The following is a 24,934-nucleotide window of genomic DNA, read 5'->3' on the forward strand; positions in this document are numbered from 1 at the left end:
TAATGCCTTCTGTAAAAGTACGTGATAACGAGCCGTTTGACGTCGCCCTGCGTCGCTTCAAGCGTTCTTGCGAAAAAGCTGGTGTTCTTTCTGAAGTACGCCGTCGCGAGCACTATGAGAAGCCGACTGCTGAGCGTAAACGCAAAGCGGCAGCTGCCGTAAAACGCCACGCCAAGAAAGTTCAGCGTGAGCAAAAGCGTTTCGAACGGCTCTATTGATCCGTACCCGAGAGAGCCAGAGCGGTTAGCTGGTTGTCTCAAGAGGGATGCCAAGCGGCCGCCACTAGGTGGCCGTTTGTTTTTTCAGTTTTCTACGCTGTTTAAGGTGATTGGGCAGTCCGCCAGATGACGTTAAGCAAGCGTTTAGCGCACATGCGCGAGGGTGCCGTTGTAAATGGCAGGCCAGATTCCCCAGCGTTTTATTGACGATTTGCTTAGCCGCGTTGACGTGGTGGAAGTGGTTGGTGAGCGTGTGCAGCTTAAAAAGGCTGGCCGGAACTACTCGGGTCTTTGCCCTTTTCATCAGGAAAAAACGCCTTCGTTTACGGTAAGTGCTGATAAACAGTTTTATCACTGCTTTGGCTGTGGCGTGCATGGGAATGCACTACGCTTCTTGATGGAATACGACAAATTGCCGTTTCCTGAAGCGGTGGAGCAGTTGGCCGGGCGGCTGGGTCTTGATGTGCCGCGCGAAGGCGCTGACGACCCACGTGCACATCAGCGTGAAAAAAAGCGCAAAGAGGGCGTTAACCTGCTCGAGCTTGCGGCAAGCTTTTATCGCGAGCGCCTTAAAATGCGCGAAGGGCAAGGCGCCCAGCAATATCTGGAAAACCGAGGGCTTTCTGCTGAGGTGATCAATGCCTACGGCATAGGCTACGCGCCTGGCGGCTGGGAAGCGCTCAAGCAGCACCTTGGTGAGCGGGAGATATCAGAACCTGTCCAGATTGAGTATGGCCTGTTGATTCATCGTGAAGATACGGGGCGTACTTACGATCGTTTTCGGGATCGGGTGATGTTTCCGATCCGCGATCTACGAGGGCGGACGATTGCATTTGGTGGGCGAGTGATGGGCGACGAGCAGCCCAAATACCTCAACTCACCAGAAACCCCAGTGTTTCATAAAGGGCGCGAGCTTTATGGGCTTTATGAGGCGCGCCAGGCATCCAGCAAGCTTGAACAGCTGGTGATGGTAGAAGGCTATATGGACGTTGTGGCGCTTGCGCAGTACGGCATCCATAACGCTGTGGCTACGCTGGGAACCGCGACGACCGAAGATCATCTAAGCCGTCTGTTTCGTTTGGTCAGCCGAGTGGTGTTCTGCTTTGATGGCGACCGCGCTGGCCGCCAGGCCGCCAGTCGAGCACTGGAAACCGCGCTGCCGTTGATGATTGACGGCCGTGAGGCGCGTTTTCTATTTCTGCCAGAAGGCGATGACCCGGATACGCTGGTGCGTCGTGAAGGCGCCGAAGCGTTTAAGGATCGTGTTACCTGTGCGATGCCGCTGTCGGAGTTTTTGTTTGAGCAGGCGGCTCAGGGTCGTGATTTAAACACGGTGGAGGGGCGCGAGCGATTTGCAAGCCAGGTGCTTGAAGCGTTGAACAAAGTACCTGATGGCATGCTCAAATCGTTACTGCTTGAAGCGCTTGCCAAGCGCAGTGGCTTGGCGCAACAGCAGTTGCAAGCGCTGTTGGATAAGCGCACAGCGGCACCCAAGGGGCAAGCGTATTGGGAGGCGGCTGAACCTGTTGTCGAAGATAGCGCGGAGCAGACGAGTACTGTAAAGGCGGGCTCTACTGGAGCTACGTCACGTGCACGTAACCGGGTGCTTACGCCCGTTGGGCGCATCGTGCAGCTTCTGCTGCACGAGCCGAGCGTAGTGTCAGCCTTGCCGGATAATCTGGAGTGGCTGCCTGATGATGCGGATACGCCGCTCTGTCGCGATTTGATCGTGCTCTTGCAGGCCGGACGCTATCGCAGTCCGCAGGTCGTGCTGGCGCATTTTCAGGGTACGCCACAGGGCGCGGTGCTGGCAGAGTTTGCCGCGCGGGAGTTATTGATCCCCAAGGCAGCACGAGAAGCAGAGTTAAGGGGGTTGGTTGAGCACTTGCAGCAGAAGCAACGTAAGCGCTCGCCCCAGGAAGAGTACGAGGCGTTGTTGGCTCAGGAACGCGCTGGGCAGAAATTGGATAAACAGCAGCGTCAGCGCTTGGCCGGCTTGGTAGTCGAGTTGGCCCAGCGGTTTTGACCGGTGTTCGGAGAGAGGGGGTTGAATTTTTCCCTCACCAACACCAGATATAGGGTCAGTCACCAAGTGCTGGCCTAACCGAACAACCTAACACACCTGAATGACCGCGCAAATACGTTTCGCTGGAAAAAATACAGCTATTTACGCTATACTGTTCGGCTTGTTGAGTTTAATCGATTCAGCGCTCCAGGTGTTTCATTCTTCTTCGTCGAGATAGGGTTTCTATGGCTGGAAATGCGCAGCAGCAGTCACGTCTGAAGGAGTTGATCGCGCGCGGCAAAGAGCAGGGTTACCTGACGTATGCCGAGGTCAACGACCATCTACCCGAGGATATCGCCGACCCGGATCAAGTGGAAGACATCATTGGCATGATCAACGACATGGGTATCCGTGTCGCTGAAGAAGCGCCTGATGAAGACACTTTGATGATGTCGGATCACTCCACGGACGAGTCCGCTGCGGAAGAGGCCGTTGCGGCACTCGCTGCCGTGGAAAGCGACGTGGGTCGCACCACAGACCCAGTCCGCATGTACATGCGTGAAATGGGCACAGTAGAACTCTTGACCCGTGAAGGCGAAATCGAAATTGCCAAGCGGATCGAAGAGGGTACACGTGAAGTCATGTCGGCCCTGGCCTACTTGCCAGGGGCTGTCGCCTCCATTCTGGATGCTTACGACGCTACTCAGGATGAAGAAGCGCCTGGCCGTCTGTCGGATCTTTTCTCAGGGTTTATCGATCCCGATGAAGGTATCCCCGGCGTTGCCGAGGCGGATGTGCCTGAACCTGAGGTAGCCACCGACTTAAGCGACGACGAAGACGGCGACAGCGATGGCGAGGAGGATGACGAAGATTCCAACGCCAGCGAAGGCGGTCCGGACCCTGAAGAGGCGCGGGCGCGTTTTGAGCAAATTCGCGAGCAAAACGCGTTAGCCGGAGCGGCGCTTACCAAGCACGGTCGCGGCAGCGCCGAGCTGAAAGCCGAGCAGGCTCGTCTTGCCGAATTGTTCTCGCCGATCAAACTGGTGCCAAAACACTTTGAACGCCTGGTAGGCCAGGTACGTATTAGTGTTGAGCAAGTGCGTGCCCAGGAAAAAGCGGTCATGCAGCTTTGTGTTAAAAAAGCCAAAGTGCCGCGCAAGACGTTTATCAAATCGTTCCCGGGTAGCGAATCTAACCCCAAGTGGTTGGATGCGTTCCAGGAAGCGCAGCCCAAATACGCTGACCGTCTTGAGCCGTTACGTTCTGATATCGCCCGTTCGCAGCGTAAAATTGCTTTCGAAGAAGACATGGTGCAGCTCACCGTGGCGGATTTGAAAGAGGTGAACCGCAAGCTGTCGATTGGTGAGGCAAAAGCACGCCGCGCCAAGAAAGAGATGGTTGAGGCCAACCTGCGTCTGGTTATCTCGATTGCCAAGAAGTACACCAACCGTGGTCTGCAATTCCTTGATTTGATTCAGGAAGGCAACATCGGTTTGATGAAGGCAGTGGATAAGTTCGAATACCGTCGGGGTTATAAGTTCTCTACTTATGCGACCTGGTGGATTCGTCAGGCGATTACCCGCTCAATTGCTGACCAGGCACGGACGATCCGTATTCCGGTTCACATGATCGAGACGATCAACAAGCTTAACCGCGTGTCGCGCCAGATGCTGCAGGAAATGGGCCGCGAACCGACCCCGGAAGAGCTCGGCGAACGTCTTGAAATGCCGGAAGACAAGGTACGTAAGGTGCTCAAAATTGCCAAAGAGCCTATCTCCATGGAGACGCCGATTGGTGATGATGATGACTCGCACTTGGGCGACTTTATCGAGGACGGCACCATGCTGCTGCCTATCGATATGGCCACCGGCGAAGGCTTGATTGAAGCGACGCGTAACGTACTGGGCGGCCTCACCGCACGTGAAGCCAAGGTACTGCGCATGCGGTTCGGTATTGATATGAATACTGACCACACGCTTGAAGAAGTGGGCAAGCAGTTTGACGTAACCCGTGAACGGATTCGTCAGATTGAGGCCAAGGCGCTGCGCAAGCTTCGCCACCCTAGCCGTTCTGAGCCGCTACGTTCGTTCCTGGACGAGTAAGGCAGTCCAGGTTAGTGCTTAGGCGCTAGTATCTAGCGTAAAAAAAGCCCGCCGTTTTTTAAACGGCGGGCTTTTTGCTATCTAGTGTCAAGTACTCCACGAATCCTGATGCCGTTGAGCCTTTGTTATAGCGTGTAGTGAGTTGCAGAGCCAGGACCAACAGGCAGCCCCAGCAAAAACACCCACACAAAGAACAGTAAACTCCAGCCGATCAACATGAATAGCGTATAGGGCAACATTAAGGCGACCAGTGTGCCTATGCCCATATCGTTGCGATAACGGGTAGCAACCGCCAGTATCAGCCCAAAATAGCTCATCATCGGAGTGATCAGGTTGGTGACAGAGTCACCGATCCGGTAGGCCGCCTGAATCACCTCTGGCGCGTAGCCCATCAGCATCAGCATGGGAACGAAAATCGGAGCGGTCACCGCCCATTGCGCCGATGCGCTGCCCAGCGACAGGTTGACGAACGCACACAGTAAAATAAACAGCGCAAACAGGCCGGGGCCACGTAACCCAAGCGACTCCAGCAGATCAGCGCCCGCCACGGCCGTCACAGTACCAAAATTGCTCCAGTTAAACAGCGCCACAAACTGAGCGGCAAAGAAGACCAGCACAATATACAGCCCAAGGCTGCTCATGCTTTTGGCCATGGCATTTACCACATCACGATCATTGTGCATCGTGCCTTCCAGGCGCCCATAGATGAAGCCCAGTAGTGAGAAGGAGACCGCTACAATGACCACAATGCCGCTCAGGAAGGGCGAGCCACTGATTAGCCCTGTTTCTGGATTACGCAAGATGCCATTTTCAGGTATCACGGTCATGGCAATTAAGCCAATAAGCACCAGCGTGGCTAACCCCGTGCCTTTTAGCGCCCGCTTCTCCTCAGCGGAAAGCCCTTGCATGGACTGCTGGCCAATGTCGCTATCGGCATCAGCGGCATCGTATTTGCCAAGCTTCGGTTCCACGATACGTTCGGTAACCAGGCCGCCGATCAAGGTCACAAAGAAGGTGCTGACAAACATGAAGAACCAGTTTGCTTCAGCGCCTACCACATAAGCCGGGTCCAGTAGGCGAGCGGCCTCTTGGGTAATACCAGAAAGTAACGGGTCGACGGTTCCAATGAGCAGGTTGGCGCTGTAGCCGCCGGAAACACCACAGAAAGCCGCAGCGAGCCCCGCCAAAGGGTGGCGCCCAAGTGAATGGAAGATCATGGCGGCCAGAGGAATAAGTACAACGTAACCAAGCTCGGCCGCCATGTTGGACATTATGCCCGCAAACACAATGGCATAGGTAACGATGCGGGGTGAGCGGTTAAGCACCAACGCTCTCATGCTGGCAGAAAGTAGCCCTGAGTGTTCGGCTACGCCAACGCCCAGCATGGCAACCAGCACAGTGCCTAAAGGCGCAAAGCTTGTGAAGTTTGTCACCATCTCGGTGACCAGCCGGCGTAAGCCTTCGGCGTTAAGGAGGGAATTAACCGCAATCCATTCGCCCTCGTTAGCGGGGCGTGGGTCGGCAACTGACACGCCTAAGGCACCGGCAATACCGCTGGCTATCACCACAAGGACACATAAAATGGCAAATAGCGTGACCGGATGAGGGAGCAAGTTGCCAAGCCACTCAACGCTATCGAGAAAGCGGGTAAACGCGCCACGCTTTAGGTTTTTTTCATGGTTTTTAGGGGGTGTCATAAGTTTTATGTCGTTAGAGTGGAGGTTTGTAGCAAAAAAAGCCCATTGGGGCTAAAAGATGACACTACGTTGAAGTGTATAAGGGCGCAAACGGCTTTACGTATAGCGGGATTTAAAAAATGAAATGCCGTAAGCGCAGGAGGGGCTATGGCAAGCGAAAGGTCGGCCCTGGCGTTAAAGTGATGGCGTGTTCGGCAGTACTCGCGACATATTGGCCACCAGATAATCGACCAATTGACGAATCTTGGGGGACAAGTGGCGGTGGCGGGGGTAAACCGCCCAGACAGCCGTATCATGATGTTGAAAGGGTTCCAGTACGGCGATGAGTTCGCCACTTGCAAGGTGAGGTGCTACGTAATAGTCGGGCAGTTGGGCAAGGCCCAGGCCCTTAAGCGCGGCATCCAGCAGGGCGGGCCCGGAGTTACCCGTCCAGCAGCTTTCTACGCGTACTTCGCGGCGTTGGCCGTTGCTATCAAACAGCCAATTAGGCCGTGAACCTACCAGACAACGATGTTGGCCAAGTTCTGCTAACGTGTGAGGAGGCGGTGTCTGGCGAAAGTAATCCTGGGAGCCGACAACGTATTCACGTCGGTCGCACAGGCGTCTGGCGATTAGGCTTGAATCCTTTAATACGCCCATGCGAATGGCGATATCAAAGCCTTCCTCAATGAGTTCAACGGGCCGGTTGGTAAAATGCATGTACACTTCAAGATCAGGATGTAGGCATTGAAATTCATTCACCAGCGGTGCGATATAACGCTCGCCAAAGGTAGTGGCTGAGGTCAGCTTAAGCAGGCCCCGAGGCTTGGCCTGCAGTTCGCTCAGCGCCTGTTCGGCATCTTTCAATCCATCAAACAGATGCTGACAATGCTCCATATACAGAGCGCCTGCATCCGTTAAGCGTATTTGACGCGTTGTACGGTAGAGAAGCTGAATGCCGAGCTGGTTTTCGAGTTGGCTCACCAAGCGGCTAATATGCGAGGTTGATACTTTTAGATGGTTTGCGGCCGCAGAAAATGTGCCCAGTCTGACTACTTCAATAAAGGCTTCGACACGATCCCAGCGCTGCATGGAGATTCATCCGTTGTAGGTGATTGTTGCTCAGTGGCAATAATATTATGAGTATATCCCGCTTTTTCTAGTACCTCTAGCTACCTTACACTGTCGCTATTGGAGCAAGACGTTATCTGTTCAGGCGACTTACTGCGCCACTGTCTTAAGGAGTGACACTATGAAATCACGTGCTGCCGTTGCGTTAGAGGCGGGTAAACCGCTTGAGCTGGTTGAAATTGATGTGGAAGGTCCGAAAGCGGGCGAAGTGTTGGTAAAAATGGCGGCTACTAGCGTTTGTCATACCGATGCTTATACGTTGTCGGGCGCTGACCCGGAAGGACTCTTCCCTTCAGTGCTGGGTCATGAAGGCGCCGGTGTCGTTCAGGAAGTAGGTGAAGGGGTGACCAGCCTCAAGCCAGGCGACCATGTTATTCCGCTATATACCGCTGAGTGCGGCAAGTGCAAATTCTGTCTGTCAGGTAAAACTAACCTGTGCGGCAGCGTGCGTGCCACCCAGGGTAAAGGCGTAATGCCCGATGGCACCTCGCGCTTCTGGCTGGATGGCAAGATGCTGCACCACTACATGGGAACGTCCACGTTCAGCGAATACACCGTACTTCCTGAAGTCTCGTTAGCGGCGGTTTCCAAAGAAGCCCCGATGGATAAAATCTGCTTGCTGGGCTGTGGCGTGACTACCGGTATTGGCGCGGTACTCAACACTGCAAAAGTAGAGCCAGGCGCTACCGTCGCAGTCTTTGGTTTGGGTGCGATTGGTCTGGCGGTAATCCAGGGCGCGGTCATGGCGAAAGCGGGTCGAATTATCGCCATTGATGTTAATGCGGATAAGTTTGAGCTGGCCAAGCAGTTTGGCGCGACTGACTTTGTAAACCCCAAGGATTACAGCGACTCCATTCAGCAGGTTATTGTTGATTTGACCGATGGCGGCGTGGACTATTCGTTTGAGTGTATCGGTAACGTCAATGTGATGCGCTCAGCGCTTGAGTGCTGCCACAAAGGCTGGGGCGAATCGATCGTGATTGGTGTCGCCGGTGCGGGGGAGGAGATTTCCACACGTCCGTTCCAACTGGTGACCGGGCGCGTTTGGAAAGGCTCCGCATTTGGTGGTGTGAAAGGCCGCAGTGAACTGCCAGGCTACGTTGAGCGTTACATGAACGGTGAGATTAATATTGATGATTTCATTACTCACGATATGCCGTTTGAGAAAATCAACGAAGCGTTTGAACTGCTGCATGCGGGCAAGAGCATCCGCACCGTTCTGCATTACTAGGTCGTTATTAACAGGTCTGTATTGTTAATTTACTGATAAAGCGCGGCAGGCAGCACTGCCGCGCTTCTCTTTTCGCAAGGAGCCTGCCCCATGAGCATGAGTGAAACCCTGGAACTGGTGTCTGCCAATCGCAGTTTTGGTGGCTGGCACAAACGCTACCGCCATTACTCTCGGGCGCTGGATTGCGATATGGAATTTGCGGTGTACTTACCGCCACAAGCCGAAAGCGAGCGTGTACCGCTTTTATGGTGGTTGTCCGGGCTTACCTGCAACGATGAAAACTTCATGCAGAAAGCGGGCGCCCAGCGGATAGCGGCAGAGCTTGGGATTGCCATCGTTTGTCCGGATACCAGCCCGCGTGGCACAGACTTACCGGGTGAGCACGATAGTTATGACCTTGGCTCGGGGGCAGGTTTTTATGTCAACGCTACCCAAGCGCCGTGGAAGCCACACTATCGAATGTACGACTATATCGTGGAAGAGTTGCCTTCCGTTGTACGCCAGCACTTCCCGGTAAACGGGCGTGAGTCGATTAGCGGCCACTCGATGGGCGGCCACGGGGCATTAATTTTAGCGTTGCGTCACCCAGGGCGTTTTAGCTCGGTGTCAGCATTCTCGCCGATTGTGAACCCGATGAACTGCCCTTGGGGTCAAAAGGCGTTTACCAGCTATTTGGGTGAGGATCAGTCCACTTGGCGTCAGTACGATGCTTGTGAATTGGTCGCTAATGGCGCCTCGCGTCAACGGCTGTTTATTGACCAGGGCGAGGCGGACCAGTTTTTAGAAGAGCAGCTCAAGCCCGAGCGGCTTGAAGCCGTATGTGACGCGCATGATCATCCGCTGACACTGCGTCGTCAGCCAGGTTACGACCATAGTTACTTCTTTATTGCCTCGTTCATTGAGGAGCATCTACGTTATCATGCGGAACATCTTATGAAATCTTAAGGATAACGATGCTTAAACGTACGCTGAGCCGCTTTCTTCGTCAGCTATGGCGTCTTGTGTGGCGCGGCGTGCTGGTTTTTGTGCTCCTTTCTGTGGCGCTGGTCATTCTGTTTCGTTTTGTGCCCTTGCCAGGCTCCATGATCATGGTGGAGCGCAAAATACAGAGCTGGGTAAACAGCGAGCCTATTCGCATTCAGCATCAGTGGCGAAGCTGGGACAATTTATCCAGCAATGCCAAGTTGGCGGTGATTGCTGCTGAAGATCAGCGTTTCCCTCTGCATCGAGGCTTTGACTTTGTTGAGTTGCGACGCGCCTGGGAGGCCAGTCGTGATGGCGGCCGCTTGCGCGGCGCCAGCACGCTGAGTCAGCAAACAGCCAAAAATGTTTTTTTGTGGAGTGGGCGCAGTTGGACGCGCAAAGCGTTAGAGGCCTGGTTCACGCTGTTGATTGAAATTTTCTGGAGCAAACAGCGTATTCTTGAGGTGTATCTGAATATCGCTGAATGGGATAGCGGCGTGTTTGGCCTGGAAGCCGCAGCGCAACACTATTTTGGCGCCTCCGGTGGAGCGATGACGGAGCGCCAGGCAAGCCTGCTCGCGGCCATCCTCCCCAGCCCGCGTACCCGCAGCGCCTCTCGACCTGACGCCCAAGTGGAAAGGCGTAGCCAATGGGTACGCCAGCAGATGCATAACCTGGGCGGAGTAGGGTACCTGGAACGGCTATAGAAGGCTGGATTAAAGAGCTAAAGCCAGCTTCTTCCCTTGATGCGCTTCTATTTATAAAACAGTGCGCGAATATTATTCAAAATGATAGCGGTATTTTTTTTGTATAAGTGATTGAATATAAACTGTTTTGATATATTTTTATGTGTGTTGTTATTATCGTAACTTCATTTTGTTACGTTCTCTTACTTAAAAAATTGAACCTGTGCTGAATCCTTGCGTCACACTTACCACATTCATATCGCGTCAATGAGGTTTCTTACTATGCAACGTATAACTGCTCTATTCTCTGCTGCCCTGCTCGCCACTGGCTTAATGGCATCTACTGCCAACGCCCAGCAAGCGCAGGACCCGGCTCAGGATCCCATGGCTACTCAGCAAGCAGCACCCGCCCAGGATTTTTCTGACCAGCAGTTACAGCAGTTCGCCGATGCTTCTCAAGAAATCGCCGTGATCTCGCAAGAGTATACACAGCGTCTGCAGGAAGCAGGAGATGAGTCAGCCCAACAGGAAGTTCGCGCCGAAGCTAACGATCGGATGATCGAAGTGGTTGAAGACAGCGGCTTGGATGTCGATACCTTCAATGCTATCGGTCAGTCTATCCAGCAAGATCCGGAAATGATGCAGCGTGTTCAAGAGATGGCAAACCAGTCCTAAGCCATCACTAGCTGATACACCATCAAAGCCCGACACCCTGGTGTCGGGCTTTTTTTGCGTCCAGGGTTTACGCTAGTGATGAACCGAGCCAAACTCGGCTTATCTATTAGACACGTCTTGGGAGATCACATGGACGTAGAGCTACTTGAAATACGCCAATTTATGGGCCAGTTTCCTCCTTTTGATGGTCTCTCGGATGAGCTGCTTGATGCGATTGCCGAGCGCGTTGAGGTCAGCTATTTCAAAACGGGCAGCGAGATCTTGGAGCTAAATGATATCGTTAGTGAGCTGTGCTTTATAAGAAGTGGCGCCGTTGAGGTGTATCGCCGCCAGGGTGAGCTTTATAACCGATTAGGCGAGGGGGATATTTTTGGCCACTTTAGCTTATTGCGGAATCACAAAGTGCGCTTCCCGGCCCAGGCGATTGAAGATACGCTGATCTATTTTATTCCCAACGATGTCTTTCAGCGCTTATGCGAAGAGGACGATAACTTCGCTGACTTTGTAGAGCTTGAGCGGCCACGGCTTGAAACGGTTGCCGAGCAACAAAAAAAGTCGAACGATATGATGGTCACGCGTATTCGCAAACTGGTGACCCGCTATCCCGTCATGGTGGCATCCACCACCAGCCTTCAGCAGGTTGCCCAGCAAATTAACGATGCCCAGGCATCAGCGGCCATTGTGCTCACCCAATGCACCGGCAGCCCGCGCTACAGTTTTCAAGACAGCGAGGGCGCCAAATGGAAAATGGTGGGTATTTTTACCGATAGTGACTTTAGAACCCGGGTCGTGGCAGAGGGGCTTTCACCACAAACCGCGATTGGCGATGTCGCGTCCTCTCATTTGATTACCATACAGTCGGATGCGTCGATATATGAGGCCATGCTGACCATGCTGCGCAACAATGTTCATCACTTGCCGGTGCTGTATCGGCAGCGGCCTGTTGGCGTGGTGCACCTTTCCGATATTATTCGCTATGAAACGCATAGCGGACTCTACCTGGTCAGCAATGTTTTCAATCAGTCCAGCGCACAAGGACTTGCTAAGCTGGCACCTGATGTTAGTGCGGCGTTTGTGCGAATGGTTCAGGAGGGTGCTAACTCGCAAATGGTGGGCAGCGCGCTTTCAACGGTGGGGCGTAGCTTCTTCCGGCGCCTGCTGGAATTGGCCGAAGCTGAGCTTGGGCCACCGCCGGTGCCTTACTGTTTTATGGTTAATGGCTCAATGGCACGCAATGAACAAAGCATTGTGACTGACCAGGATAACGCGCTCATTTTGTCTGATGACTTTATCCCTGAAGAGCATGACGCTTATTTTTATGCGTTGGCCAAGTTTGTTAGCGATGGGCTGGATGCCTGCGGTTATACCTACTGCAAAGGCGATATCATGGCCACCAATCAAGAGTGGCGTCAGCCGCTGAGCGTTTGGAAAGACTATTTTGGAGACTGGATTTCCAATCCGACGCCTAAAAAGCTGCTGCAGAGTTCGATCTTCTTTGACCTTGATAGCATCTATGGCGAAGAACATTTTGTTGAAACGCTACAGGACCTAATTGCGCGTAGAGCTGCTGAATCGCCGTTGTTTTTAGCGGCAATGGCGCGTAACGCGTTGAACCGTACGCCGCCGCTTGGCTTCTTCCGTACCTTTGTCATGGAAAAAGATGGCAAGCATAACAATTCAATTAACCTGAAACGCCGTGGCACAGCGCCGATGGTTGACCTAATCCGTATCCATGCGCTGGCGTGTGGTTCCAAAGCGCAAAATACGTTTCAGCGACTAAAAGATATAAGCGATACCCAGCTTTTAGCTCCAGGTGTTAGCGATAAGCTGAGCTATGCGTTTGAGTTTTTATGTATGACGCGGTTGCGCCACCAGATGATCGATATTCAGGAAGACCGAGAGCCAGATAACAATATTGAGCCTGAAAATGTAGAGGACAGCGAGCGGCATACGCTGAAAGATGCTTTCCATGTGCTTAGCAATGCTCAGAAATTTTTAAAGTTCCGTTACCCGGTGCCCGCTCAACGGCAGAGGCACTAACATGCTAGGCATTCGCCCGCGTCACCGCATCACCCAGCCCGACTGGATTGACTATATGGCGCAGCGTGAGCGCCAGGCGAAAGACCCTGCTATCCAGCGGTTTTTTGCCACATCACTGCCTTCTGGTGATACCCCCATTGCTGACGTGCCGATGGTTGCGCTGGATTTGGAAACCACCGGTTTGGATGAGCGGCGCCATGCCATTGTTAGTATGGGCGTCGTGCCGTTTACACTGGACCGTATCAAGCTCGCGGAGCGCCGTTATTGGGTCGTCAAGCCCACTAGAACGCTGTCTGAATCCTCGATAGCTTTCCACCATATTACCCATTCCGAGGTGGCAGATGCCCCGGATTTGGACGTGGTGCTGGATGAGTTGTTGGACGCGCTCGCGGGCCATTTGGTCGTGGTGCACTTTCGCAATATTGAGCGGCCCTTCCTGGATACGGCGATTAAAGCACGGCGGGGCGAGGGGGTGATGTTCCCAATGATCGATACGATGTCGCTTGAGGCGAGGATACATCGACAAACGTTATGGGCACGTTTTCGCCGCTGGTTGGGACGCCCCCCGGTTTCAATACGTTTAAACGCTAGCCGTGCCCGCTATGGTTTGCCTGCCTACCAGGGGCATCATGCGCTGGTCGATGCATTGGCCACGGCAGAACTTCTCCAGGCGCAAATCGCCACCCATTATCAGCCAGATACGCCTTTAAAAAATATCTGGTGCTAGCACGGCACCGGCACCCATAAAAAAACGGGCAGCCCTTGGGCTGCCCATTTTGGTCATGCGTACCGATTAATTACACCGCTTTGGGTTCGCTCATCAAACCTTTGACGATTGCGTAGCACGCCACCAATAGAATAATGGTGAACGGGAAACCGGTGGAAACGGCCATGGTTTGTAGCGCCGTAAGGCCGCCGCCCAGCAGTAGCGCAATGGCAATGGCGCCTTCAATGATCGCCCAGAACACGCGTTGCGGTGTGGGGGCATCCACTTTGCCGCCCGCAGTGATGGAGTCAATCACAAGCGAGCCTGAGTCGGAGGAGGTGACAAAGAAGATGATGACCAGCAAAATCGCCACGAAAGAGGTGATTTGTGCCAGTGGCAATTGCTCCAGCATCAGGAATAGCTGAAGGTCGACGCCCGCATCGCGCACGGTGCTAATACCCTGGCTTACATATTGATCAATGGCGGTGCCGCCAAAGGTCGTCATCCAAAGTACCGATACTACTGAGGGGATAATAAGTACGGAAATCAAAAACTCTCGAACCGTACGGCCACGTGATACGCGGGCGATAAACATGCCGACGTAAGGAGACCAGGAGATCCACCATGCCCAGTAGAAGGCTGTCCAGCCTTGGCTGAAGTTAGCATCTTCACGGCCGAACGGGTTTGAAAGCGCGGTGAAGTGAGTCGCATAGCTCCACAGGTTTTCAAAGAAGCCCGTCGCGATGAACAGAGTCGGGCCTACCGCAATCACAAAGAACAGTAGCAACGCCGCCATGGCGATGTTGATCTTGGAGAGCAGTTGCACGCCCTTATCAACACCAGCAACAATGGATGCAATCGCCACCAGGGTAATGCCGACGATCAATAGAATCATCGTGACATCGCTTTCAGGCGCGCCAAACAAATACGAAAGCCCCGCTGCCGCCTGGCTGGCACCTAGGCCTAGTGACGTAGCCAAACCAAACAGCGATGCAAACACCGCCAGAATATCGATCACATGGCCTGGCCAGCCCCAAACGCGCTCACCCAAAATGGGGTAAAACACCGAGCGCATTGAAAGCGGCAAGCCTTTATTGAACGAGAACAGGGCCAGCGAAAGTGCCACGATGGCGTAAATCGCCCAAGGGTGCAGGCCCCAGTGGTAAATGGTGGCTGCCATGGCAAGCGATGTGGCTGCTGCAGCGTTGCCTTCGGCGCCGCCAAGCGGTGCCCAATTACTGCCATCAAAGGCGGTGCCGAAGTGGGTAAGTGGCTCATTTACGCCAAAGAACATCAAGCCAATGCCCATGCCAGCGGCAAACAGCATAGAGAACCAGCCCATATAGGTGTAATCCGGTTTGGCGTCGACGCCACCAAGGCGGATTTTACCCAACGGGGAGAAAATCAAACCAATACATAAAATAACGAATATGTTGGCAGCCGTGATAAAAAACCAGGACAGGTTGCCGGTTAGGAAGTTGAAAATGGAATCGTATACCGGCGCAATGGTGTCTTGCAGCGCCAGCGTCAAGACCACGAATAGCAGTACAATAATCGCTGAAATGCTAAACACCTTGCCGTGCAGGTCAAGGTCAAAGCCCATTTTATTGGTCGTAATGTTGTCCTGACCAACAACGTAGTCGGTATCGATCAGATTTGCCGCCCCATCGGGAGCGGGTATGCCTTCAGGGGATTTTGGCTCCTCAGGGGAGCTATTGGGCTCTTGTTTATCCACGAGTACCTCTCCGTTCTAATTAGAAAACACGCGTAGTGTCGTTTTGCTTAACTATATATTAACAAGCATTGTATTGCTGTTTTATTGGAACTGTTTTGTAAGTGCAAACAAAGGTGCCGACCCCAGTATCAACTGACGTCGGCACAGTGGCGGATAGCGATTAGCTATTTAGCCATTGCTCAACCACATCCTGGTTTTCTTCGACCCATTTCTTGGCGTTCTCGTAGGGGTCGCTTCCGTCTTCCTGATTCATCAGCATTACTTCACCCATTTGCTCTGGGGTCCATTCGAATGCATTGAGAATCGCGTAGGCTTCTGGCATTTCATCGGCAAAACCGTTACGTACAACGGTATGAATTTGCTCAGCGCCTCCAAACACGTTTTCTGGATCTTCCAGGTATTTAAGGTCCCAGCGTGCAAACATCCAGTGGGGCGTCCAGCTGGTGATCACGATATCTTCTTCATTATTAATGGCGTTACTAAGCGCTGCCACCATCGTGGCGTCGCTGCCACTGCGCAGGCGAAGATCAAGGTCATAGGTATCGACAACTTGCTCCGTCAAGCCCATCAGGCCTGCACCAGGGTCTATACCGATGATCTCACTGTTAAAGAGGTCTGCGTTGCTATTAAGGTCGGCAATCGAGTCAACGTCTGTGTAAGACGGTACGACGAGCCCCAGTTTGGTGCCGTCCAGGTTGGGGCCCAGGTCTTCGACGTGGTCACCAATGCGCTCCATATACTCAGCGTGCGTTGTCGGCAGCCATGCGGCAACAATCGCATCGGCGTCACCGGTTGAAAGCGCCTGGAACATGGCCGCTGCGGAAAGCGAAGTCATGTCTACTTCGTAGCCAGCCTGCTCCAACACCGCAGCAACGACGTTAGTGGAGGCTACTTCTGACGACCATTCAACATACGCAAGATTGATGGTGCCTTGATCCTGCGCCTGAGCGGCACTGCCTACGACTAACCCAGTACCTGCAATCAATGCGGCAGAGGCCAGACGGATACGACGATTTAGCATACGTGTTTTCATTCACTTGCTCCCTTTTGTATTGTTTGCCTTAACATAACATCATGTTAGGCAATTCAGCATGGTCGTGAAAATAAAGCTCATCAAGTCAAAGGGGCTAACACCCCATCAAGCTACTTCTCATTTTCTCGTTGTCGTTGGGTATTTCAGTCAGCTTACCTTGAGGTCTTGCGTAACGACTGCGTTAAACGGTCAAGCAGCATGGCCAGAATAACAACGGCAATACCGGCTTCAAAGCCGTCGCCTGGGCGCAGGCGCTGTATTGCACGCCATACTTCGCTGCCTAGCCCATCGGCACCTATCATCGCGGCAATAACCACCATGGAAAGCGCTAGCATGATCGTTTGGTTAATGCCCGCCATCACAGTAGGTAACGAGAGCGGTAGCTGCACTTTAAATAGTTTTTGGCTTCGAGTAGCGCCGTAAGCATCCGCAGCTTCTATTAACTCTGTAGGTACCTGACGAATGCCGAGCGTCGTAAAGCGAATGGCGGGCGGCATGGAAAAGATAACCGTGGCAAAAATGGCGGACACAGAACCAATGCCGAAAAAGGGAATGGCCGGTATCAGATAGACGAACGCAGGCATGGTCTGCATAAAATCCAGCAGCGGCATGAACAAGCGATAAAGGCGTTCCGATAAGGCCGCGGTAATGCCGATAGGCAGTGCAATGACAACGGCAACGACGGTTGCGATCACCACCAGCGTTAACGTCTCGATCATGGGTCCCCAAAGGCCCATGTTCCAGATTAATGCCAAGCCAAGGACCGCTCCCAGTGCCAAGCGCGGGCCCGCAAGCCTCCAGCAAAGCAGCGCAATAATGGCCAGCAGTGCCCACTCCGGTAGCCACATCAGCCCATCATTCAGGCTGTTAATCCCGGTTTGGGTAAAGCGTGAAATGCCGCGAGTAACCACAGAGTATTCGCTGGTTAGCCAAGTGAGGCCACCTTCGATCCAACTGCCTAGCGGGATACGGGGAATGTCCATTACGGTTCTCCTGCTCGTGCCAATTCATCCAGTACCGCGCCTTTCACCACAACGCCCAGAAGGCGTTGCTGTTCATCTACCACGGCAATAGGAAAGCTCTTTTCACTAAACATGGCGAACAGGTTCTGCAACGGCTCGTCGGGGGACACTTTGCGGAAGTCCTGAGTCAGGTAGTCGGCGATTTTTTCGGCGCCTTCCTTGATCGCCGTACTCGCGGACTCGGCTTCCAGTAGCCCGAGCAGACGGCGGTCACGGTCAGTTACGTAGATAGAGTCAATTGCGTGGTCCCGCATGCGGTGAAGTGCCGTGCGGGGGCCATCACTATCACGCGCGGTGCTACGCAGTGGGCGCATAGCGCTCTCGGCCGTTAGCACACGCGAGCGGTCGACCCCTTCGATAAACCGACGCACATAATCGTCCGCAGGTTGGGTCAGAATTTCTTCAGGAGTGCCAATTTGGACGACTTCGCCATCTTTAAGCAGCACGATTCGATCACCGATATTCAGCGCTTCATCCAAATCGTGGGTAATGAAGACCGTGGTCTTTTGCATTTTGGCTTGGAGCTGCAAAAGTTCCAGTTGCATGTCCTTACGAATCAAGGGGTCAAGCGCTGAAAATGCTTCATCCATTAACAGTACGCTGGCATCGTTAGCCAGTGCGCGGGCCAGGCCAACGCGCTGCTGCATTCCCCCTGAAAGCTGGTGGGGATACGCGTTCTCCCAGCCTTCCAGACCCACCTGTTTAAGGGCGGTATGGGCGATTTTATGACGCTCGGCTTTATCAATGCCGCGTATTTCCAAGCCAAACTCTGCGTTTTTTTGCACCGTGCGATGCGGAAACAGCGCAAAATTTTGGAAGACCATCGAGAAATGGCGGCGTCGGCACTCCAGTAACGCTTTTTCACTCAGGGTGGGAATGTTTTCATCATCAATGATGATCTCACCTTCCGTTGTGTCAATCAGGCGATTAAGACAGCGGATCAGTGTCGATTTGCCTGAGCCCGAAAGGCCCATGATGACGAGGAGTTCACCTTCATAAACATCGAAGGATATGTTGGAAAGGCCGAGTGTCTGGCCTGTTTGCTCAAGGATTTCTGGACGTTTAAGACCCTGGTCGCGTAGCTCTAATGCTTTTCGAGGTTGTTTACCAAAGACCTTACTTAAGCCTCGGACTCTAATTTTAACAGGACGTTGCTCATCCATAGGCGATGCCTTTTATGTGTATGAGGCGCTTTGTATGGTTGCTCTTTCTGATTTGCCGCCATTTACATAAAAGCAGCACCACCTTCTGTATAAAGCAGCCACACAAAGCATTCATAATGAAAAAACAGTATATGGTTGTATATTTATTAAAAAATATTATACATAAATGAGAGGGTTGTGTCACAACGCCTCTTTAAGCGCGGTCAAGAAATGCCACATGTGTCATTTTGCGCCCACGCGTGGTTGATTGTTAATAGTGATTGTTTCTTTTAAGATGTTGATTTTAATTATTATTTTTAATAATTCATTGAGTTGGCTTGATGTGTGCTTGGTTTGGGATAGTGATTCAGGATGTTTTTTGCAGGTTTCAAGGAGATGAATTTTATGAATAAGCACGCGGATGTAAAAGCGAAGCGCCCACGTCTACTTTCTTTGTGCATGATCGCAACTGCTGCCAGTGTCCTCTTGCTTGCTGGCTGTGGTGACAATGAAGAAGAATTGCCGCCTGCCCAACAGCCTGAAACCATGGAGCAAAGTGCAGCACCTGACGTTGAGCAGGATGCCACTATGACCCAAGAGCCTTCCTCAACGGATCAAGCCGCAGATCCCGCTGATCCAGCAGGCACGGGTTCAGCAGATAACGATGAAGCAATTGTCCCGCAAGAGTCAATACAGCCTGAAGATGAGGCGCGTACCCAGGATGTTGAAGAAGAGCCCGGTTTTGGTGAAGGTACAGATCCCATGCCAGGAGCCGCCGATGAAGAAAATGATGATGAGTTAACTAACGGCTAATACCTACGTACTGTTCCCTACGATGATAAGCCGCTTCAGCTGTTCGTTCCCTGCGGCTGCTCCACACGGTTTATCATCTTTACCCTCGCACCTGCGAGGGTTTTTTTTGCGCTGAAGTATGATGCTACTAAGGGTTGCTACTCGTGTACCCGCGCTATCGTAGCCAGACGCTTGCATCGTAGACGCGCCTGGCTATGTTGATAAGGGCTATGTTGATAAAGACAAGGTTGATAAAGGCAAGGTTGGTACTCATACCACTGTGATAAGCAAAGGAGAGCGGCATGGTGATACTCGATAAAACACGCATCAAGGCACTGTTGTTGGCCTTTATCTGCGCATCAAGCACGGTTTTTCTGGTGGGATGTGGAGAAGACAGTCCCCCCAATGAGAATGCTCAGCCGGAGCCTGAAGAACCGCTGAATCAGGGGCCGATGGCCAATGATGATGCTACCGGCGTACCGCCAACAGAAGACGGTACTTAAGTTTTTCACGTAAAGGCCAGACCAGCGATGGGGGTTGGCCTTTTCATACAGAGTCCTGTTGGTCTAGTCCGATTGAACCAGTCCTATTGATCTACTCTTCGCTATCTTCAAGACGGCGATAGAGTGTGCGTCGAGCGATACCCAAAAGCTCCGCTGTTCGGCGTTTGTTGCCTCCTGTCGCTTCGAGCACTTTTCGAATATAGCGCTTTTCCACTTCCTCCAGGCTAGGCCATCGAGTGGGCGAGGGCGTCGGTAACTGTGCCCCTGGCAGTACTTCTCCGCTTAACGTCGGCGTGATCTCGGCACCAGCTTCCGGATGAGAATTCTCGCGCAAGCGTTCGGGTAAATCCTGGTGCTGCAAAAGACCCTCTTCACTGAGCGTTACCGCTCGCATAATGGCGTTTTCCAATTCGCGGACGTTACCGGGGTAGGTGTAATTCAGCAGGCTGTTGAGTGCCTCGGGCTCAATTTGCTCAATCTGCTTGTTTTGCGCTTCCGCATGTTTATCAATCAACGCAAAAATCAGATGTTCAATATCGCTGCCCCGTTCACGCAGGGGAGGAATGCGCAGTGAAAAGGTTTCCAGACGATAAAACAAGTCGCTACGAAAACTCTCCTGCTCAATCTCTTTATCCAGGTTGCGGTGGGTCGCCGCGATGATGCGCACATCCACAGCTTCTTCGCGCTCGCCGCCGACCGGGCGCACGGTTTTTTCCTGAAGCGCCCGGAGCAGCTTGGCCTGGAGGTTGATCGGCATTTCGCCTATTTCATCTAAAAACAGACTGCCACCTTGAGCGGTATGAAAAAGCCCTTTGCGCGCTTCATTGGCCCCGGTAAAGGCGCCTTTCACATGGCCGAAAAACTCACTTTCCATCAGCTCAGCAGGTATGCTGGCGCAGTTGACGGGGATAAAAGGGGCCTCATGGCGAGGGCTTTCCTGATGAATGGCGCGCGCCAAAAGCTCCTTGCCGGTACCGCTTTCCCCCAAAATAAGAATGGGTGCATTACTTTTAGCCAATCGCGATGCGTCATGAAACAGCGACTGCATAACATTACTTTTGCCCACAATGCCGTGAAAGTGGCTGAGCTCTGTATCGTGTGAAAGCGATAGACGCTGGCGCTCCAGCACCCGAAAGACCGCCTCACGGATAGCATCAAGGTCAAGTGGCTTGGTCAGGAAGTCGTTGGCGCCAAGCTTGAGCGCTTCAACGGCCTGATCGATAGTGCCAAAAGCGGTAATAACGATGATCCCCAATTCGCTGCCACTTTGACGAATTTGCTGCAGCAGCTGAATGCCCGTCATCCCCGGCAGGCGTACATCGGTAATCATCATGGCCACAGGGGTATGGCTTAGTAGGGCAATGGCCTCTTCAGCGCTGGGCACGCCAAGCGTTTGATAGCCCGCATCGTTCAACTCTTCTTCTAAAAGCTCTCGGATAGCGGGGTCATCTTCCACTACCAGCAAAGGTAAAGGATGTTCCTGATGGGTCACAAATGTTGTCCTCAAGCGGATGCGGTTTCACTAAGTGGAAGTGTGATTTCAAATCCAGCGCCACCAAGAGCGCTGTCAAACACACCAATCGTACCGCCGTGGTCATTAATAATACGGTGCACCATGGAGAGCCCCAAGCCACTGCCTTGACCCACCGGTTTGGTAGTGAAAAATGGGTCAAAAACGTGCTGATGGTTGCTAGCAGGGATGCCAGGGCCATCGTCTTCTACATAGAGCGTTAATTCATGATCATGCGTACGTACGCGTACGCGGATATGGCTTACGTTAGGAGCTTGCGCTGCATTACGCAGTAGATTGGTAAGCACCTGAACGATTTGCTGTTCGTTTGCCAGTAAATGAGGCGTGGGCGAGGGAAGATGGATATCCAACCGGATATTTCGCGGTTCAAGCTCCTCTTCTACTAAATCGCTGGCATTTTGAATTAACCGATCAAGCGCCAGTTCGCCTTTTTCGACATTATGCTGTCGGCCTAATTCCATTAATTGACGAACTATTTCGACAATTCGCTCAACTTCGCCGCGAATGCGGACAAGTTTGGCCCGTTCCTCATCGCCAATGACGTTTCGGCGAGCTAGCCGCTGGGCCTGGCCGTTAATAACCGTAAGGGGGGCGCCAATTTCGTGGGCGACGCCGGCTGCAAGAACACCCAGCTCTGCCAGTTTTTTGGATTTACGCAGGCGCTTTTCAAGCTCAATTTCACGCTGTTGACGCTCTTCAATATCGTGATCTTTTTCAGCCATGGCGTCGAGCATGCCATTTAAACCTGAGGCAAGCCGACTATACTCAGCCGGGCCGTCTATCGTCGCACGCTGGCTACGATCACCGTCTTCCACCAGCAGCATAACGTGCAATAAACGATTAAGCGGACGTTCAATATAGCGCCTAAACCCCCACCAAATGCTAAAGACGATGCCAGCTGCGCCAATGACAAACACCAGAACCGCCACAATACTTATAAACCCGGTGTAATTTTCGATGCCGGTATTTAAGCGGTTAACCTGAAGTGCACCATGAACGGTGCCATCCTGGGTGCGTAGTGGGATGATGGCCGAGTAATAGGTCCAGCCATCATACTGGCGATAATTACTGTAAAGGTCATCCTGCTCAATTACCTGGCGGATCTCTTCGGGAGAGAAAAGGTCTTTGCCTAAGCCCAGCCCGTAAACTTCGCGCCCCTGAAGGTCAAAGACGTAAGCGCCATAAATTCGATGGAACGAAAACGCCGATTGCAGTGCTTCTTCTAGCGGTGTTGGGCTGTCTCGGGAGACCGCACCACTCAGTGAGGTGCTAAGCGCCCGAGTAATGATCTCGACTTCCGTTTGCAGTTTGGAGCGAACATTGTCTTCCAGCGATTTTATGGCCACTAAGCTGAACACCACCAATACAACAAACAGCGGTACGATGACGGTGATGATAATTAAATTACGAAGTCGCATGCTGCTTCCATGGTGGCATTAAGCGTTTCATCAGTGAAAAGCATTATCAGTAGAAACGGCGGTTGATGAATAGAGTTATGAACATGGGGCCATCAAAGAATCGCCGGATTAAGGGGATTCTGCAGGCAGTAGCCGATAAAGGCTGCCTTGGCGCTCATCGGTTAGCAAGTAAATGGCGCCGTCTGGGCCTTGGCGCACATCACGAATACGGCCAATATGACCATCAAGAATACGCTCACTTTCAGTAACTTCATCGCCATTAAGCGTGAGGCGTAGCAGCTGTTCACTGCTTAAACCACCTGCGAGCAGGTTGCCCTCCCAAGCGTTGAACGTGCTTCCTCTGACTTCGGCTAAGCCGGATGGTGCAAAACGTCCTTCAAAGTCATAATTCGGGTCTTCCATGCTTGGCAGCGACTTTTCGCCTATGGGTTGCTGGGTAGCGTAATCGTTGCCGAGCGTAACCTCAGGCCAGCCGTAGTTAGCACCTGCCTTGATGTGATTCAGCTCATCTCCCGTGAGCGGGCCATGTTCCGATACCCACGGCTCACCGTTTTTCAATACGGTCATACCTTGAATATTACGATTACCCAGCGAGTAGATCTCATCTCGGGTGTTGGCATCATTCACAAACGGGTTGTTTTCCGGCACGCCGCCTGTTTCGGTCAAGCGCAGCGTAGAGCCTGCGTGGTCATCGCGCGCCTGCGCTCTGGAAGGCTCCGAACCCCGGTCGCCAACGCTCATAAGCAGCGTACCATCGTTTAACCAGGCCAGGCGTGAGCCGTAATGGCGACCGGGAGCCGAGGCGCGATCCTGCTCAAACAGATGCTCTACATCGCCTAATTGGTCATCTTGCCAGTAAACACGCGAAAGCGCTGTACGGCTGTTGTTAGCGTCGGGTTTGCTCCAGGTAACGTAAATCCAGTCGTGTTCGCCGCTGCCGTCTGCAAAATCCGGGTGTAGTACCACGTCAAGTAGGCCACCCTGGCCATGATGATTGACCGTTGGCATGCCCTCCTGCGCCTGATATTCACCGCTGCGCGAATCCACCAGATTTAGTTGCCCGTTGCGCTCGCTTACCAGGAGGCGGCCATCTGGAAGAAATGCCACCGCCCAAGGGTGTTCAAACCCCGAGGCTACCCGCTCAATGGCGACGGCTAGATGCTCGGTTTCGATAGATTCATGGACAACCTCAGCATGCGCCGTACCCGCTGCACTCGTTAGCAGCAGTCCGCCCAAAACGGTTGATAGCCATGAAGTAACCGGCTTGGCGTTTTGTTCCACGTGCATAGCGCATTCTCCTGTAGTGATGAGCCCAAGGGGAACCTCAGCGGGGCGAACCTTGTAATAAGGCCATCATCAGTCTAGCAGGGACTTTTCCTATTGGGCTCATTCCCCACCAAGAGAAGGCATTAGGAGTGCTAACAGTATCGGTAGGTAGATCAGTGCTAACAGGGTCGAGCAAAATACCAGGCTGGCCACGTAGGCTGGCTCACGCCGGGCACGCTGGGCAAATAAATAGTTAAACACCGCCACGGGCATACACATTTGTAAAACGAGAATGCCTTGCGCCAGCGGCGGAAGCCCTACCCAGCCTGCGATGAACCAGGCCGCCACCGCCGCCAACGGTATGCGCACGAGGCTAAACCCTAACCCGGAACGCAGGCTTTTTACCTGAATGCTCGCCAAGGAAACACCCAGGGTGATCAGCATCAGCGGCACGGTAAAGCCCGACATAAGGCCTACGGTGTTGCCAAGCCAAGGCGGTAGTGAGGTATCGGTTAGCAGCAGCACCATGGAAATTAAAATGGCATATACCGTCGGGGTCTTAACGAGCGTTTTTAGCGGGTTGCCTTGGCTATTGAGAACAGAGCCCAGAGTGAACTGGAACAGCGAGACCGTTACCATCACCGTGATGCCATAAGCAAAACCAGCGCTACCAAATGCATAAAGAACCACTGGTAGCCCCATGTTGCCGGTATTGGGGTACATCATGGGAGACAGCAGAACGCGCCAGTCACGGCCCAGCAGCTTGGCAACAGCAAAGGTCGCTAGCCCCATGGTGATGATCACCAGCGCAGTCGCCAGCATGGTGCGACCAAAGGTGTCGGCATCTATGTCGGCACCCGCAAGCGAGGCCAACACCAGCGCGGGCGTGCCGATGTTGAAAACCAGTCGAGTAACAAAATCGACAGGATAAGGGTGTCCTAGCCGAATCCACAAAAAACCTAACCCCGCACCGGCAAGTACGGGGGCCATAACAGCAAACAGTTCGGCAAGCATTAACGGTCCTTGGCAATCGTGGGTTGCCTATTGTCGTTAATGAGC

General features: G+C 53.0%; 21 protein-coding genes. 11 read left to right on the forward strand and 10 right to left on the reverse strand.

The window, feature by feature from the left end; genetic code table 11:
• Positions 1-2 precede the first annotated feature (2 nt).
• The 3 genes from rpsU (at position 3) to rpoD (ending at position 4,325) form a co-directional block, all read left to right on the forward strand.
• Positions 3-218 carry a 30S ribosomal protein S21 gene (gene rpsU, locus FKN99_RS08845; protein ID WP_008956349.1) on the forward strand — a complete coding sequence of 72 codons (216 nt, stop codon included), beginning with the start codon at positions 3-5 and terminating at the stop codon, positions 216-218.
• 175 nt (positions 219-393) lie between these two features.
• Positions 394-2,244: a DNA primase gene (gene dnaG / locus FKN99_RS08850; RefSeq protein WP_172117517.1), complete on the forward strand. Its 1,851-nt coding sequence runs from the start codon at positions 394-396 to the stop codon at positions 2,242-2,244.
• A 224-nt stretch (positions 2,245-2,468) separates the two neighbouring features.
• Positions 2,469-4,325: an RNA polymerase sigma factor RpoD gene (gene rpoD / locus FKN99_RS08855; protein WP_172117518.1), complete on the forward strand. Its 1,857-nt coding sequence runs from the start codon at positions 2,469-2,471 to the stop codon at positions 4,323-4,325.
• A gap of 125 nt (positions 4,326-4,450) precedes the next feature.
• On the opposite strand, the gene FKN99_RS08860 is transcribed toward rpoD, so the two are convergent.
• Together FKN99_RS08860 and FKN99_RS08865 are read right to left on the reverse strand one after the other, a co-directional pair.
• Positions 4,451-6,022, reverse strand: coding sequence for an AbgT family transporter (locus FKN99_RS08860; protein ID WP_172117519.1), 1,572 nt, complete (start codon positions 6,020-6,022; stop codon positions 4,451-4,453).
• 174 nt (positions 6,023-6,196) lie between these two features.
• Positions 6,197-7,093, reverse strand: a complete 897-nt coding sequence (locus tag FKN99_RS08865; RefSeq protein WP_172117520.1) for a LysR family transcriptional regulator — start codon at positions 7,091-7,093, stop codon at positions 6,197-6,199.
• A 160-nt stretch (positions 7,094-7,253) separates the two neighbouring features.
• Here FKN99_RS08865 and FKN99_RS08870 point away from each other — a divergent pair, with 160 nt between their 5' ends.
• From FKN99_RS08870 to FKN99_RS08895, 6 genes are all read left to right on the forward strand, one after another.
• Positions 7,254-8,363 carry an S-(hydroxymethyl)glutathione dehydrogenase/class III alcohol dehydrogenase gene (locus FKN99_RS08870; RefSeq protein ID WP_172117521.1) on the forward strand — a complete coding sequence of 370 codons (1,110 nt, stop codon included), beginning with the start codon at positions 7,254-7,256 and terminating at the stop codon, positions 8,361-8,363.
• Between the two features lie 90 nt (positions 8,364-8,453).
• On the forward strand, positions 8,454-9,308 hold the full coding sequence (gene fghA / locus FKN99_RS08875) for an S-formylglutathione hydrolase (RefSeq protein ID WP_172117522.1): 855 nt from the start codon (positions 8,454-8,456) through the stop codon (positions 9,306-9,308).
• A gap of 8 nt (positions 9,309-9,316) precedes the next feature.
• A complete protein-coding gene (gene mtgA, locus FKN99_RS08880) occupies positions 9,317-10,033 on the forward strand; it encodes a monofunctional biosynthetic peptidoglycan transglycosylase (protein WP_172117523.1) in 717 nt (238 codons plus the stop codon).
• A gap of 261 nt (positions 10,034-10,294) precedes the next feature.
• Complete coding sequence (locus FKN99_RS08885) at positions 10,295-10,687, forward strand: DUF4168 domain-containing protein (RefSeq protein WP_172117524.1); 393 nt, start codon at positions 10,295-10,297, stop codon at positions 10,685-10,687.
• Positions 10,688-10,816: 129 nt separating this feature from the next.
• A complete protein-coding gene (locus FKN99_RS08890; RefSeq protein ID WP_172117525.1) occupies positions 10,817-12,727 on the forward strand; it encodes a DUF294 nucleotidyltransferase-like domain-containing protein in 1,911 nt (636 codons plus the stop codon).
• 1 nt (position 12,728) lies between these two features.
• Entirely contained in the window at positions 12,729-13,454 is a 726-nt protein-coding gene (locus tag FKN99_RS08895; RefSeq protein WP_172117526.1) for a 3'-5' exonuclease, read from the forward strand.
• Positions 13,455-13,524: 70 nt separating this feature from the next.
• On the opposite strand, the gene FKN99_RS08900 is transcribed toward FKN99_RS08895, so the two are convergent.
• The 4 genes from FKN99_RS08900 to FKN99_RS08915 all read right to left on the reverse strand — a co-directional run bounded on the left by FKN99_RS08900 (position 13,525) and on the right by FKN99_RS08915 (position 18,386).
• Positions 13,525-15,168 carry a BCCT family transporter gene (locus FKN99_RS08900; protein WP_172117527.1) on the reverse strand — a complete coding sequence of 548 codons (1,644 nt, stop codon included), beginning with the start codon at positions 15,166-15,168 and terminating at the stop codon, positions 13,525-13,527.
• A gap of 160 nt (positions 15,169-15,328) precedes the next feature.
• Entirely contained in the window at positions 15,329-16,201 is an 873-nt protein-coding gene (locus tag FKN99_RS08905; protein ID WP_172117528.1) for a glycine betaine ABC transporter substrate-binding protein, read from the reverse strand.
• A 152-nt stretch (positions 16,202-16,353) separates the two neighbouring features.
• Entirely contained in the window at positions 16,354-17,184 is an 831-nt protein-coding gene (locus tag FKN99_RS08910) for an ABC transporter permease (protein WP_172117529.1), read from the reverse strand.
• Positions 17,184-18,386, reverse strand: a complete 1,203-nt coding sequence (locus FKN99_RS08915; protein WP_172117530.1) for a quaternary amine ABC transporter ATP-binding protein — start codon at positions 18,384-18,386, stop codon at positions 17,184-17,186. Before FKN99_RS08915 ends, FKN99_RS08910 begins: the two co-directional genes overlap by 1 nt.
• Positions 18,387-18,770: 384 nt before the next feature.
• On the opposite strand from FKN99_RS08915, the gene FKN99_RS08920 reads away from it, so the two are divergent.
• Both FKN99_RS08920 and FKN99_RS08925 read left to right on the forward strand, forming a co-directional pair.
• The gene (locus FKN99_RS08920; RefSeq protein WP_172117531.1) at positions 18,771-19,178 is read left to right on the forward strand and encodes a hypothetical protein; all 408 of its coding nucleotides are present in this window, start codon (positions 18,771-18,773) and stop codon (positions 19,176-19,178) included.
• A gap of 281 nt (positions 19,179-19,459) precedes the next feature.
• Positions 19,460-19,660 (forward strand): hypothetical protein, encoded by a 201-nt coding sequence (locus FKN99_RS08925; protein WP_172117532.1) that lies wholly within the window; start codon positions 19,460-19,462, stop codon positions 19,658-19,660.
• Positions 19,661-19,751: 91 nt separating this feature from the next.
• Here the strand turns inward: FKN99_RS08925 and FKN99_RS08930 are convergent, their stop codons facing one another.
• The 4 genes from FKN99_RS08930 to FKN99_RS08945 all read right to left on the reverse strand — a co-directional run bounded on the left by FKN99_RS08930 (position 19,752) and on the right by FKN99_RS08945 (position 24,889).
• Complete coding sequence (locus FKN99_RS08930; RefSeq protein WP_172117533.1) at positions 19,752-21,152, reverse strand: sigma-54-dependent transcriptional regulator; 1,401 nt, start codon at positions 21,150-21,152, stop codon at positions 19,752-19,754.
• 11 nt (positions 21,153-21,163) lie between these two features.
• Positions 21,164-22,609, reverse strand: coding sequence for a sensor histidine kinase (locus tag FKN99_RS08935; protein ID WP_172117534.1), 1,446 nt, complete (start codon positions 22,607-22,609; stop codon positions 21,164-21,166).
• A gap of 108 nt (positions 22,610-22,717) precedes the next feature.
• The gene (locus FKN99_RS08940) at positions 22,718-23,896 is read right to left on the reverse strand and encodes a PQQ-dependent sugar dehydrogenase (protein WP_172117535.1); all 1,179 of its coding nucleotides are present in this window, start codon (positions 23,894-23,896) and stop codon (positions 22,718-22,720) included.
• Positions 23,897-23,995: 99 nt separating this feature from the next.
• The gene (locus tag FKN99_RS08945) at positions 23,996-24,889 is read right to left on the reverse strand and encodes an AEC family transporter (RefSeq protein ID WP_172117536.1); all 894 of its coding nucleotides are present in this window, start codon (positions 24,887-24,889) and stop codon (positions 23,996-23,998) included.
• Between the last annotated feature and the right edge of the window lie 45 nt (positions 24,890-24,934).

This window comes from Halomonas hibernica, assembly GCF_013183775.1.
Taxonomy (GTDB): Bacteria; Pseudomonadota; Gammaproteobacteria; order Pseudomonadales; family Halomonadaceae; genus Vreelandella; species Vreelandella citrativorans.